Source organism: Cohnella sp. GCM10020058, from assembly GCF_042683485.1.
Classification (GTDB): domain Bacteria; phylum Bacillota; class Bacilli; order Paenibacillales; family Paenibacillaceae; genus Cohnella.
On record NZ_JBHUJV010000009.1, the window covers coordinates 927,865 to 942,000 of the forward strand.

A 14,136-nucleotide genomic window follows, 5' to 3' on the forward strand; every position below is an offset into this window, starting at 1 on the left:
TCCGGCGTTATAGCCGGCCCGCTTGCGCAATTCCGACCCAAAGCTTAGAATAAATTGACTCGAGAGCAATGATATTCGGGCTTCTTTATTCTGAAGGAGGATCTACCGTGTCAGCGACGAAGCGTCCGACGGACAAGAAGCAGCGATCCGCAGGACGGCTCATGATGCTGATCGTTTGGACTAGCGTCAAAATTTTGCTTATTCCGGTGTTCTGTATCCTGGCGCTCATGGCGGGACTTGGGATCGGTTACGCGGTGCTGGGCAAGCAGGACTGGTCGGACGTGTTCGACTGGAATACCTGGAAGCATATGTACGATCTCATTTTCGAGGGCAGCCGTTAGCCGCCGTTCGGAATGGATGGACATGCGCACTGCGGATGCGTAGACGCCGAGATGCGCAGACGCCGAGAATGGAAGGACGACAAGGAGGCTCCCCGTCTGACGGCAAGGGGAGTTTTTTTATGTGCAAATGCGATACATATGGTATCATTGACCCGTGAAGCTGGAACGGGATTTTACCAGAAGCAGGACTGGCGGTATAATAAAAGCTGACAACGGTCTCGCGATCGCGTTCGCGGATCCGATGGCGAAAGGGTGGCTCCGGCGGTGAATGTGCCGAATCTGTTGACGATGTCCCGCTTTCTCCTGATCCCCGTATTCTTGGCGCTATATCTGAACGGACATCCCATATGGGCGTTGATCGTAGTGTTCGCGGCCGGGCTTACCGACATGCTTGACGGATATATCGCAAGGCGCAGCGGCCTGGTGACGCAGATCGGCATTATGCTCGATCCGCTGGCGGACAAGCTCATGATGCTCGCCGTCGTCGGCGCGCTGCTGGCGGACGGAGACATTCCTTGGGCTGCTGCGGGCGCAATGGCGTTTCGCGAGGTAGGGATGATCGCGACCGGCACCTTCTTTCATTTTCGGGGCAAGCGGACGGTCCCCGCGAATTCCTATGGCAAGCTGACGACCGTCATTTATTATTTGGCGATCGTCCTGCTGATCCTGGACCAGCCGGGAGGCGTTGTCGCGCTCTGGATTGCCGTCGGACTGTCATTCTTGACGTCATTCGTTTACTTCACTTCATTTAAAGAGCTGAACAGCGAGACGAAGTCCGCCTGAATCGCGCGCAGCAGGCCTGCGGAGGCGACAAAAGGACTTGCCGCAAGGCCGCGCGGGAAGCGATCGGCACAGGAGGCAAGCCCTCTTATATTCAACCTTCGCGGCTGCAGTACGCGGAAGGATTATACATAGTATGGGCGCCGGACCGCGCAATTATTCCTAGGTCGCCTTATATTCGGAGGGAGTATAGTTATGCTCGACATCAATCAGATTCAGGAAATCATTCCGCACCGCCAGCCTTTCCTGCTCATCGACCGGATCCTCGAGCTCGAGCCGGGCAAGCGCGCGGTCGGACTCAAAAACGTGACGATGAACGAGCCATATTTTGCGGGGCATTTCCCGGGCTTCCCGGTCATGCCCGGCGTATTGATCCTGGAGGCGCTCGCGCAGGTCGGAGCGACGGCGATTCTCGGCCTCGAGGAAAATAAGGGCAAGATCGGCCTGTTCGCAGGCGTGGACGAGTTCCGTTGGCGCGGACAGGTGACGCCGGGCGATACGCTCACGCTTGAGGTCGAGATTATTCGATTAAAGGGGCCGGTCGGCAAGGGACAGGCATCCGCAAAGGTGGACGGCAAGGTCGTAGCCGAAGGCGTGCTGATGTTCGCGCTGACGGATCCGGCGAAGGGGAAATGAGCACGGCTCCGGCGTGCCGCGCTGCCTGTGACGGGAAGTGCGGCGCCTGGGTATAGATAAAGAGACCAAAGACGGAAGGATGAGAAATTGATGACCAATGCTGCTAACGAAGTGTACGAATCCTGGCTGAACAATCCGAAAGTAGATGCCTCGACAAAGGAGGAGCTGCGCGCGATCGCGGACAAGCCCGCGGAGATCGAAGACCGCTTCTATCGGGAGCTCGAGTTCGGTACCGGCGGCTTGCGCGGCGTGATGGGCGCGGGCACGAACCGGATGAACCGATATATGATCGGCCGCGCGACCCAGGGCTTCGCCAATTATTTGCTGCGCAACTTCGAGTCTCCCTCCGTCGTCATCGCGCACGACTCCCGCAATAATTCCGATATTTTCTCGCTCGAGACGGCACAAGTGCTGGCGGCGAACGGCATCAAGGCTTATCTGTTCCGTTCGCTGCGTCCGACGCCGCAGCTCTCGTACGCCGTGCGCGATCTCAAGGCTGCAGGCGGCGTCGTCGTGACGGCCAGCCACAACCCGCCAGAATACAACGGGTACAAGGTTTATGGCCAGGACGGCTGCCAGCTGGTGCCGCATCAGGCCGAGCAAGTCATCGCCGGGATTCGCGAGGTCGACGCGTTCGAGGACGTCAAGCGCATCGGCCAAGGCGAAGCCGAAGCGCAGGGACTTATCGTCTGGCTCGGCGAGAACGAGGACAATCGCTTCGTACATACGGTAGCCGCCCAGTCCGTCCATCCCGAGGTGCTGAAAAGCGGCGCGGGATCGGCGCTCTCCGTCGTCTATACGCCGCTGCACGGCGCAGGCAACATGCCCGTGCGCTGGGTGCTCGCCGCGGCGGGCTTTACGAACGTTCACGTCGTGCCGGAGCAAGAGCAGCCGAACGGCATGTTCTCGACCGTCAAGTCGCCGAATCCGGAGGAACACGAGGCGTTCACGCTCGCGATCAGGCTCGCGGACGAAGTCGGCGCGGATATCATTATCGGCACGGATCCGGACTGCGACCGCATGGGGGCGGTCGTCAAGAACGACAAGGGCGAGTACGTGGTGCTGTCCGGCAATCAGTCGGGCGCGCTGATGGTACACTATCTGCTCTCCAATCTGGAGGCCAAGGGGCGGCTGCCGGCTAACGGCGCCGTCATCAAGACGATCGTCACGAGCGAGATGGGCGCCGATATCGCCCGTTCTTACGGCAGTGCGGTCATTAATACGCTGACCGGCTTCAAGTACATCGGGGAAAAGATGACCGAGTTCGAAGCGACGGGGGAGCATACGTTCCTCTTCGGCTACGAGGAGAGCTACGGGTATCTGGCGGGTACTTACGCGCGCGACAAAGATGCGGTCGTCGCTTCGCTGCTCATTTGCGAGGCTGCCGCTTTCTATAAGACGCAGGGCAAGACGTTGTACGACGTGCTGCTCGAGCTGTATGCAAAGTACGGTACGTACCTTGAGAAGCTGGAGTCCCGCACGCTCAAAGGCAAGGACGGCGTCGCCCAGATCGCCGCGATCATGGCGGACTGGCGTACGAACCCGCCGGCCGAGGTTGGCGGCATCAAAGTGGACCAAGCGCTCGACTATGAGCTGGGACTCGACGGTCTGCCCAAGGAGAACGTGCTGAAGTTCCTTCGCGCGGACGGCTCCTGGTTCTGTCTCCGTCCTTCGGGAACCGAGCCCAAGATCAAAGTATACTTCGCCGTTCGCGGCGACGACCTCGACGGCGCGAATGCGGCGCTGGATGCGCTCGTTGCCGCGGTCATGGCGCGCGTGGACGCACTTAGCTAAGCGAAGCCCGCGTGCTTTTCCGGCCACCAGTTTGCCCGCAGCCATGCGCGATGCACGGCTTGCGGGCGCTTGTGCGCTTGGGCGGCGAGACGAGGGGATTAAGGGCGGCGAGACGAGTTGCTGAAGGGCGAAGAGACGAGTGATTCAAGGGAGAAGAGACGAGAAGCTCAAGGGAGAAGAGACGAGAGGCTCAAGGGAGAAGAGACGAGTGACTCAAGGGCGAAGAGCTTGAGGACGATGAACGTGGCCGAAGGCTGCCGGCTCAGGTTGGCAGGGGCAAGGCAATGGCAGGGCAGAGGCAAGGCAGGGTCAAGGTAAAGACAGGTCAGTGACAAGGCAGAGACAGGTCAGTGACAAGACAGATACAGATCAGTGACAAGGCAGAGACTAGGCGAGGCGCGAGGCATCTCTGCGTCTGCGCGGTGTCGCATCTTGTCGCGGTATTGCGCGGGAAATGAAGCTATATGCCGACAATCGGGCGCAGGGCGCGAAACTTGTGCGGCGGCGAGGACGTCTATAGGAAGAGTCGCGTATGTAGGGGTGTCCGGACGTTCGCGGCAGGCACAGGAAAATGTTGCGTTTTCGGCATTCAATGTCCGGATAACTGCAATACTACATTTAAATTTGTGGCATTCGAGAATTTCGGCGTCCGTTCGAAGCGTTGGCATCCAACGTGCGCCGTCGTCTATGTGATAAAAGGGAGTGGAAGTTGTGCCTGTATGGCTGGAACAATGGAATCGCAGATTGGCGAAGTGGCTCTGGTGGGTCGTGCTGCTTGGCGTGCTAGGGTCGCTGCCTGTCGCTTATGCGCGCGTACAGACGGAGAACTCGGCGGACAAAGTGGAAATCATCGTGGATTACAAGGACATCCTGACGATCGCGGCTACGCAGGCGGATCCGAAGGCGTTTGCCGCAGAACAGCTTAAAAAATTGAAGGACGCCGGCGTAAACGGAATGGCGGTGTTCGAAAGCAATCTGGACGAGCTGAGCCTGACGGGCGACGTGTCCGTGTATTCCGCGCAGCAGGCGGCACAATTGGTAGGCGAACTGAGCCAGCCCGGCGACAATCGTACATACGTGCTGTTCAACAAGCCGGATACCGAGCCGGCGATTAAGCCGATCGTGGAGGATGCGTTCAATCAGGCCGGGATCAGCATCGAGTCCTGGTCCGCGAAGGGTCGCGACGGCATGATCATCGGGGTCGGACCGGACGACGCCAGACTGCGTCCGATGGAACCGAATCCGCTGGCCATGCAGGCGATTCACGATGCAGGGCTGATGGTCGTGCCGCGCATTTCCGACCGCACCCAACCCTACGACGCCGCGCGCGTCAGCGATTGGCTGGCCAAATTCAAGGCGGTGGGCGCGACCCGGATCATTTTCGACGGAGAAGCCGTGACGGGCTACAACAATCAGGCAGAAGACAAAAGCCTGGACGACTTCGCCAAGCAGCTTAAGGACGGCGGATTCGGCATCGCAGTCATCGAGAACCTGAGGGCGCCGCAGCTCGGCATGGGCGCGCTCGCCCAGAAGCTCGATTATAACGCGATCCGTCTGCACTCGGTGTCCGAATCCGAGATGATGGTGATCAGCCCGGAGACGCTGAAGGACCGTCTCGTGCTCGCGGTAAAGGACCGCAACATTCGGATGATCTATCTGAACGCCGCACCCGCGCGCGACGACAAGCGGGCCCGGGTCACCCATCCGATCGACAAGACGATCATCACCGCGCTTACAGGCGACGACGGCGCGATCGAGCGCATGCGCGACTTCGGCTTCGAGACGGGCGAGGCGCATGCCTTCAAGATTCATAAGGCCCCGGCCGAAACGGTGTGGCGCGGCCTCGCGATCGCGGGCGCGGTATCGCTTGTCGCGCTCATGATCGGTTTGTTCCTGCCGCCGCTGCTCTTGCCGGTGACGATTCTCGGCTTTATCGGCGGCGCTGGCGTGCTCGCGACGAATTCGTCGCTGCTCACGCAGGCGCTGGCGCTCTTCGCGGCGATTGCGGCGCCGACGGTATCCGTCGTGACGCTGGTCCGACTGCTGCGGGCCAGAAGGAATCGCCCGGAAAACTTCCGCATGTCAGCCGGACGCCGCCTGGGCTCAGCGATCATGCTCTATGTTCGTACGGCGATTCTGTCCGTCATTGCGATTCCGTTCGTTATCGCGCTGCTGAACGACATTACGTACGAACTCGTGCTGCAGCAGTTCCGCGGCGTAAGCCTGCTCCATCTCGCGCCGATCGCGCTGGTGGCGCTGTACGTATTTTTCTACGGCTCCGCGAACGGGTTCTGGGGCAACATTCGTCAGCTGCTGGTCATGCCGATCAAGGTGTTCTGGGTCATCATCGGCGTCTTCTTGCTGGCGGCAGGCTACTATTACCTGACGCGTACAGGCAACGGCGGCTCCGCATCCGGCCTCGAGATGAAGCTACGCACGTTCCTTGAGACGACCTTCCACGTACGTCCGAGATTCAAGGAATTCGCCATGGGCCACCCGCTCATGCTCCTCGGCCTGTTCCTGTCGCTCCGCTATCCGAAGTGGCCGCTCGTGATCATCGTCGCAGCCACGATCGGGCAGCTGTCGATGGTCGACACGTTCGCGCATATTCATACGCCGGCCGTGCTGTCCGCGACCCGGGATCTGCTGGGACTCGGTATCGGTTTCTTGATCGGACTCGTGCTGATCGTCGTCTGGCAGGTGCTGGAGCGGCTGTGGGCGGCGTGGAGAAAGCAGCCGGCGCTGAAGTGAGTTTGTTCCGCATGAGGCGAACCGGGTGAAGGATAATGCGGCCGCCAAGGGCTCGAAGCTGCCGCCTGGCAAGGAAGGCGCGGGCCGCATTCATCTGAATTTAAGGTAAACATAGGCGGTGCATGGCATAATGGGTATGGCAAAAACGGACCGGAAGCTGCGGCTGGTGTTGTCCGGCTACTACGGCTTCCGCAATAGCGGGGACGAAGCGGTGCTGCTCAGCATTTTGAACGCGCTTGAGCAGGCCGGCGAGGACCAGGGCGTGTTCGTCGAGCCGATCGTCCTGTCGGGAGACCCGACTTGGACGGCTCGGCAGTATGGCGTCTGGTCGGTGCCGCGTATGAAGCTGCGAGAGGTGCGCGAGGCGATCGCTGCCAGCGACGGCGTCATCAGCGGCGGCGGCAGTTTGCTCCAAGACGCAACCGGGCTCGGGTCGATTCCGTATTATCTGGGTATCCTGGAGATGGCGCGCTGGGCACGCAAGCCTTCGTTTATCTACGCGCAGGGCATCGGGCCGGTGAAACGCAGGATGTTCGGTCCGTTCATCGCGCGGGCGATGCGCAAGGCGTCGTACGTGTCGGTGCGGGATGCCGAGTCGGCCGCGCTGCTGGCCGGCTTTGGCGTCCCGGAGGACCGGGTCGCGGTCGTGCCGGACCCGGTTATGGGGCTGCCGCTGCCGCCGTCGGGCGGCGGGGCGGAGGTGCGCGGCGCTGCAGCTGCTGGCGGCGCTGCGGGTAGTGCGCCGCGCGCAGCCGCAGGCGCGGCGGGGCTGGACGGCGCCACCGATGCGGGCGCCGAGGGGCGCGAAGCCGCGGCAGCCGAAGGCGCTGGCGCGGCGCGCGGAGGCGGCACGGACAGGCCGCCGCTGGTCGGCGTGTCCGTGCGGTTCTGGCGCAGCGACCGGTCCGACCTGGACCGGATTGCCGCGGCGCTTGCGGCACTGGCGCGACAGCGGCCGGTGCGGCTGCGGTTCTTGCCCTTTCACGAGGGCGCGGACGAGGATGCGTCGCGCTACGTGATCGAGCGACTGGGCGATGCCGCCGCCGCGGCCGAGATCGCGCCTGCGCACGATGCGCCGCAGGAGATGCTGCGCGAGATCGACCGCTGCGACCTGCTGGTCGGCATGCGGCTTCATTCGCTCATCTATGCCGCGAACCGCGAAGTGCCGCTGCTCGGATTGTCCTACGATCCGAAAATCGACCAATTCCTGCATCGCCTCGGCGACCGGCCGATCGGCACCGTCGACGCGATCGATTTGCAACAATTTTCGGCCAAGTCCGTCCAATTCATAGAAGATCCGGCACAGTGGCGCATCGACCATTACAGCGCCATCCGGCGACTGAAGGAAGAAGCGGCCGTACCGGCGCAGCGAATCGTCGAAGCCTGCCTGGAACTCAGAGGGAGATAATCATGTCTCAGACCGCGGAAGCCCGCAGTTTTCCGACCGTATCGATTTACGGCATACCGTTTTCAAAAATGAATATGACCGACACGGTCGCTCATCTAATCAAGGCCGTCGCGTCCCGCAAAAGCCACCGGGTCGTCACCGGTAATCCGGAGATGGTCATGAAGTCGCTGCAGAACCCTGACTTCCGCCGGGCGCTGGCGACTGCGGAGCTCGTCGTGCCCGACGGGACCGGCGTCGTATGGGCGGCACGCCGCGTCCGTCAACCCGTGGCTGAACGCGTAGCCGGTTACGACCTGCTGCATGAGCTGATGCGCGAGGGAGACCGCCGCAATTGGAGCGTCTACTTGCTCGGCGCTTCGCAGGAAGTCGTCGATGCCGCCCATGCCAAGCTGGCTTCGCTCTATCCGGGCGTTCGATTCGCTGGCGTTCGCAACGGGTATTTTACCGACAGAGACGATGAAGCCGTCGTGGCTGCCATCCGCGGGGCGAAGCCCGATTTGCTGTTCGTCGCCCGCTCGATGGATAACCAGGAGCCATGGCTCGCGAAGCACCAGGCAGCGCTCGGCGTACCCGTCATGATGGGCGTCGGCGGCAGCTTCGACGTACTCGCGGGCAAGGCCAAGCGCGCGCCTGCGCTGTTTATCCGCCTTCGGCTAGAGTGGTTTTATCGGCTGCTTAAGGAGCCGACGCGGATCAGGCGAATGATGGTACTTCCCCAATTCGCGATCAAAGTGGCAAGAGACGGCGATAACCTTTTACAAACGAAATGAAAACGCGTGAAAATGAACCTGAATGCAGGAAAACGGCCTTTTTTGCCGGAATTCGGCGAAATTATTGGCTTGTTCATTCCCGTGCCGGAGCGTATAATTCATTCCGGTACATAAGCTAAAGGAGATGTAAAGATGCCGACAGGCTGGATGGTTGGAATCGGGATCACCGGATTTATGCTATCGCTCGCGCTTGCGCTCGTGCTGACGCCGCTCGTCAAGAAGTTCGCATTTCTCGTCGGCGCGGTCGACAAACCGAATTACCGCAAGGTGCATACGCGGATCATGCCCCGGCTCGGCGGCCTGTCCTTCTACGCTTCGTTTACGGTCATTATTCTTCTCTTGCTGCCGCTTATTCCCGATCATTGGTTCAGCGCTCACGACAAGCGTCTGATCGGCGCGCTTTTGACGGGCGGTTCGCTCATCGTGCTGCTGGGCGCGCTGGACGACAGATTTCAGCTGTCTGCCAAGCTTAAGCTTCTTGTGCAGATCGCCGCGGCTTGCGTCGTCGTTTTCGGCTTCGATATTCAAATGGACTTCGTTAATATACCGTTTGGTGCAGCCAGCCAGTCCTTGACGGATTGGATCAGCATCCCGCTCACGATCTTCTGGATCGTCGGCGTCACCAATGCCATCAATCTGATCGACGGGCTCGACGGCCTCGCGGCCGGCGTATCCGGCATTGCGATCAGCTCGATCCTCGTTATGTCCGCCCTGATGGGCCAAGGGACCGTCGTTATTTTGTGCGCGGTGCTGCTGGGCGGCATTATCGGATTTTTGTTCTTCAACTTCCATCCCGCCAAGATCTTCATGGGAGATTCCGGCGCGCTTTTCCTCGGCTTCGCGCTGGCTATGCTGTCGATGCTCGGATTCAAGCAGATTACTGTCGTTTCGTTCGTAACGCCGCTTCTGCTGATCGGCGTGCCGCTGTCGGATACGTTCTTTGCGATTATCCGCCGCCGCGTGCAGAAGAAGCCGATCTTCGAACCGGACAAAGGCCATCTTCACCACTGCCTGCAGCAGCTCGGCTTCAGCCACCGCAAGACCGTTCTGATCATCTACGGCGTCGCCGCTTTCTTCGGCGCATGTGCGGTGCTCCAGTCGGTGTTCTCGAACTCGGGCGTCGGTAACTGGTTGACCTTCGTCGTTATCTGCGTGCTGCTCGTCTTGCTTCAGATCGGCGCCGAACTCATCGGCATCGTAGACAAGTCGAAGCGTCCGATCTTGAACTTCCTCGCGCGCATGCGCGTCAAGGAGACGGCGGGTACGCGCTCCAAATAATGCTTGAAACGATCGGCCCTGTTCCGCGCTTGCGGGCAGGGCTTTTCTTATGCCTTTACAAAGCGAGTGGGGACAGAGACTTATTATGACGAAAATGGCTAAACAATTGGACCCGCCCGGCCGATAACAAAGGTACGATAACTGTCCGCTGAGGCAGGCAGGGTGGTGTGCATTCCCTTTTTGTTTTCCGACTTTTATAATCTACGATTCCGCTCAAGGAGGATTTTTCCTTTGAAACTTCTGCACAAACGGTTTGTCGCCTGGATGCTGACTCTTGCGCTTGTTGCGACTCTTCTGCCCTTATCGACGGCAACTCCCGCTGTCGCGGCTTCGGCGTACTTCCAATTTGACGATTACAGCACATCCGATCAGGCGCCTTCAGAGGTGAACAGCAATGTCATCGACATTGCAGGTACGTTCAGCGGCGTCTCTTCTACTACCATTAACTATAAGATTGAGAAGCTCATTAAAAACGGTTCGACAACGACAGTAGCCGAATCGACGATCGGATCGACGAAGCCGATCATTACCGGCTCGAATTCTTTCCGCTTTGCCGGCATCACGGTTTACGACGGATTGAATCGCATTACGGTCACAGGCACCAACACGGCCGGCAACATTGTTGACGGCACTGCCTACGTTAACTTTACTAATGTGCCGGTCATTTCGGATATCAAGCTGATCGATGGCACCGTACTCCCCGAGGGCAGCTCGCTTCTCGTGACCAGCCCAACCGCCACTATTTCTTTGAAGGCGCCCAATGCGACTGAAGTGACGATTAACGGCACGCAGATGTTTGGCGGCGCAGGTTCAAGTTATGTGCTGTCGGGAATCGCCTTGAATCACGGCTTGAATACGTTAACGATCGTAGCCAAGAATGCGACGAAAACTTATGAACTCAAACGTTACTTGGTTTACTATAACGGTTCGTTAACGGCTTACGGCATAAAGATTGGTTCGCAGGAGATCGGCGACTCGCCGACATTCACTACAGCGATCAGCGCTTCTGCTGTAACTGGTACTGTTGTCATTCCTTATTCGGGAACAACGGTGCCTACCGGCGATGTGACCGTAGAACTCTGGAAGAACGGCGATACTTCGGCAACTAAATCGTCTATTAGCACTTACACGCTCGTGAGCACAACGCCCGGGTACGTTATATACAACTTTGCAACGACCGATTCAAACTTTGCTGTATCTGCGAATGGCGATTATTATATTCGCATCGTCGGTCCAAGTCCGACGCTTACGGACACGCTTCCGTTCAAGATGCTGCTCTCCGGCTCGCCGAGCATTACCGGTGTCAAACAGATGTACAGTGTAACGCTGCCTACATCTACGTCTACGGCAGTTACGGCCGCTTCTACCGCCAATTTTTCAGACAATGCGACCGTCTCTCAGCTTCCGCTTTACTTGCTTCTTGATACTTTGAATTTCGGTGCAAATACCGTTGACGTTAAAGTCGAGCGCGGGACGGAAAATGTTACGGCTCAGTCCGATATAGTGAAGAATTCATACTTTGACGATGCAGGCAAACCGGTATTGATTATTCGCAGTTTACCCGCGGGCCAGTTGAAGTTGACTTTTTCAATTAAGAACAGTACGTCGACGCTTTATACGCTCACGCGCACATTTACTTACAACCCTGCGCCGACGATTCAAATCGCCAATCTGTACACCGGCATGACCTTTACAAGTCCAACCGATTTCTTGCATTACAGCATTGTGGGCAGCCTGCCGAACTTTAACTTGAACTCTGCAACCGAGCTTGGCTCGCTCCAAGTTACGCTTAACGGCAGAACGGTGCCGTTAAAGCAGAGCACTAACAACATCGACGTAAGCTCCGGCAAATTTACTTTTATTCCGAATAATTCGACGCCGACGCCAATCTCGCTTGTTGCTGGCGCGAATACAATCACGTTCTCGGGCACGGCAAGCGGTGTTCCTGTTTCGACGTCCTACACGATCTATTTATTTTCGGACGACGAGCCTGCCATCACCAGCATTCGTCCAGTACCTTACGTCTTGCCGCCGAACAACGACGATCCCGCTTTGCCAAAGCGCAAATTCTCCGATCCGGACGTAAAGTTTGCGATCACAGACACCAACGAATACACGACGACGGAGAAGTCGCTCGATCTTCTCTTCAAGGTCAAGGATTTCGATGAGATCGATATGCTGATTGACGGGAAATCGGTGGCGACTGGCGGATTTGCAACGGCTACGCCTTCGAGACTGGATTTGACGGATCCCGCAGCGCCTGTAGACAGTATCAAACCATTCGTTGATATGAAGGCAAACAGCTTGCCGCTCACGCAGTATACGCTGCAGTCTGGAGAGACTGAGTATCAGATTCGCTTATCCGAAGTGAAGCTGCCGACTTCGGGGAAAATTACTTTTACTGTAATTTTGCGTAAAGGTACGGTCACGGTTTCTCAGACGATTACGATCGTGCGGGATTACTCGCCATACCTTGTGCTTTCTCCGAAACTGCCGAACGAAGCGGTTATTAATGCCAACTTCTTGCCGATTAGCATCAAGGCGGAGGGGGCGGATCACGTGCTCGTCGGCAAAATTGAGATGACCAAAGGAGAAGGCGATATTTTTCGTTATGAAATGCCCGACTTAAAGGCCGGAAAAAATACAATTAAGTTTACTGTCGTAACAGGTACCCAAAAGGTAAATGGATCTTTTGACGTGACCTATGCAGCGGATAATTCCATCGCCGCCCAATTTAAATCGAGTGTATCTACTTCCGGCAAGGTTAGTATTTTCAGCGGTGAGCTCCAACTGTCGTTCCCGAAAAACACGTTCCTGCGCCAAGCCAACACGAGCCCGGGACAAGATGTCAAGACAGTCGACTTGTTCAATTCTCAGCAGATTTATTTTGGCATAGCCGACCGGACGGATGGACGCACCGTGAAGAAGTACAATGCAGTTGGCGAGACGGATCTCGCCGGCAATGCACTCGACGGTACGATTAAAGATGTGCCGGTGGATTCTTATGCGGTTGATCGTTTGACGCCAAAGACCAACTTTGCTTATGCTTCCAAGCTGTTCTGGGTTGATGCAGGGTACTTTGATACCACTGCAACGACAACCAGTGGAGAATATACAATGGCGAAAGCCATGCAGCCTTATCAAGCATCGAATATGTTTTATGGACGTGTGTATGATACTTCTAAGTGGCTCGAGCCTTCGCAACGTGGCACGATCACGTTAAAGTATGACGCCAACATTGCGAACGTCTACGGTCAGAACTTGAGTATCTGGCGCTATACCAATAATGGCTGGGAAAACATCGGCGGCATCGTCAATACTTCCAGCAAGACGGTAACTGCGCCATTCGACGGCTTTGGTTATTACACCGTTATGGGCTTACGCTACAGCTTCAGCGATATTATTGGCCACAAATACGCGAGGCTTGCACTAGAGTCGATGTTCTCGCACGGCATTATGAACAACAAGGATGCGAATTCCTTCGGTGTATATGAGAACATCACGCGCGGCGAATTCGCACAAATGCTTGTTAAGGTAATGGGTATTCCGCTACAATACGACCCGAATAATATGACATTTGATGATGTACAGCCTTTCGATTACCCGGATCAGCCGTATTGGAATTATAGGTATGTCGAGACGGCGGTCAAGATGGGATATATTAGAGGGAAGTCGCCGAGACTCTTTATGCCTAATGATAACTTGACGCGCGGAGAGGCTGCTGTCATGATCGCAAGAGCTATGAATCTAGTTAAGAGCAATGCAGATGCGGAAAAGGACTTAGTTTCGTTGCAGAAAGTCTTTACCGATGCTTCTACGACAGACTCATACGCGGTTAGTTCGATCCTGGCAGTCAATAAAGCAGGATTTATCTCCGGCATCGCCAACACGGTGCCGGCCGGCGGCAAGGCTACATTCCGCTACGAACCGGATTCGAATCTCTCGCGTGCGGATGCTGCGGTCATTGCGCAGCGCGTTATGAAAAAGCTGAAGAAACTCTAATAGTAGGCTTGGGAGTTGCCGCTGGCGCGGCGGCTCCCTTTCTCATTTTTCATAGAATTGTGCGCTGGAGGAAAACTTTTGGCAATGACGGGGCCATCGACCGTAAGCTATACTATGGAAGTCTTAAGTTATACATAGAAGGCTGTGGAAAGAAGACAAGCATGATTGGAAGCCCCTGATTCCGTGTAAAAAGTAGTCAGGACAAATCCGGAAAAAAATTGCTCAAAAAAAATGAGCGACGACGCAACTTTTCGTGACGAACTGCGTCTAACATCATGTGACTCGCAAGAGGGACTTAAGACATACGAGCGGCTAGCTTTTCCAAGAATTCTCTTTACGCTAGGTTTGCCCGCATGTATAATGATCAAAGTGGCAT

General features: G+C 57.0%; 9 protein-coding genes. All 9 read left to right on the forward strand.

The annotated features are described in order from the left end of the window. Positions 1-107 precede the first annotated feature (107 nt). The 9 genes from ACFSR7_RS19350 to ACFSR7_RS19390 all read left to right on the forward strand — a co-directional run bounded on the left by ACFSR7_RS19350 (position 108) and on the right by ACFSR7_RS19390 (position 13,760). Positions 108-341 carry a DNA-directed RNA polymerase subunit beta gene (locus ACFSR7_RS19350; protein ID WP_378164354.1) on the forward strand — a complete coding sequence of 78 codons (234 nt, stop codon included), beginning with the start codon at positions 108-110 and terminating at the stop codon, positions 339-341. A 264-nt stretch (positions 342-605) separates the two neighbouring features. Further along, positions 606-1,124, forward strand: coding sequence for a CDP-alcohol phosphatidyltransferase family protein (locus ACFSR7_RS19355; RefSeq protein ID WP_378164356.1), 519 nt, complete (start codon positions 606-608; stop codon positions 1,122-1,124). A 192-nt stretch (positions 1,125-1,316) separates the two neighbouring features. Further along, positions 1,317-1,757 (forward strand): 3-hydroxyacyl-ACP dehydratase FabZ, encoded by a 441-nt coding sequence (gene fabZ, locus ACFSR7_RS19360; RefSeq protein ID WP_378118570.1) that lies wholly within the window; start codon positions 1,317-1,319, stop codon positions 1,755-1,757. A 90-nt stretch (positions 1,758-1,847) separates the two neighbouring features. After that, a complete protein-coding gene (locus tag ACFSR7_RS19365) occupies positions 1,848-3,551 on the forward strand; it encodes a phospho-sugar mutase (protein ID WP_378164358.1) in 1,704 nt (567 codons plus the stop codon). Between the two features lie 711 nt (positions 3,552-4,262). Continuing rightward, complete coding sequence (locus ACFSR7_RS19370) at positions 4,263-6,302, forward strand: DUF5693 family protein (RefSeq protein WP_378164359.1); 2,040 nt, start codon at positions 4,263-4,265, stop codon at positions 6,300-6,302. 130 nt (positions 6,303-6,432) lie between these two features. Beyond that, positions 6,433-7,710, forward strand: coding sequence for a polysaccharide pyruvyl transferase CsaB (gene csaB, locus ACFSR7_RS19375; RefSeq protein ID WP_378164361.1), 1,278 nt, complete (start codon positions 6,433-6,435; stop codon positions 7,708-7,710). A 2-nt stretch (positions 7,711-7,712) separates the two neighbouring features. Further along, on the forward strand, positions 7,713-8,480 hold the full coding sequence (locus ACFSR7_RS19380) for a WecB/TagA/CpsF family glycosyltransferase (protein WP_378164363.1): 768 nt from the start codon (positions 7,713-7,715) through the stop codon (positions 8,478-8,480). A gap of 147 nt (positions 8,481-8,627) precedes the next feature. Then, the gene (locus ACFSR7_RS19385) at positions 8,628-9,758 is read left to right on the forward strand and encodes a glycosyltransferase family 4 protein (RefSeq protein ID WP_378164655.1); all 1,131 of its coding nucleotides are present in this window, start codon (positions 8,628-8,630) and stop codon (positions 9,756-9,758) included. Positions 9,759-9,989: 231 nt separating this feature from the next. Further along, positions 9,990-13,760, forward strand: coding sequence for an S-layer homology domain-containing protein (locus ACFSR7_RS19390; RefSeq protein WP_378164365.1), 3,771 nt, complete (start codon positions 9,990-9,992; stop codon positions 13,758-13,760). Positions 13,761-14,136: the final 376 nt, after the last annotated feature.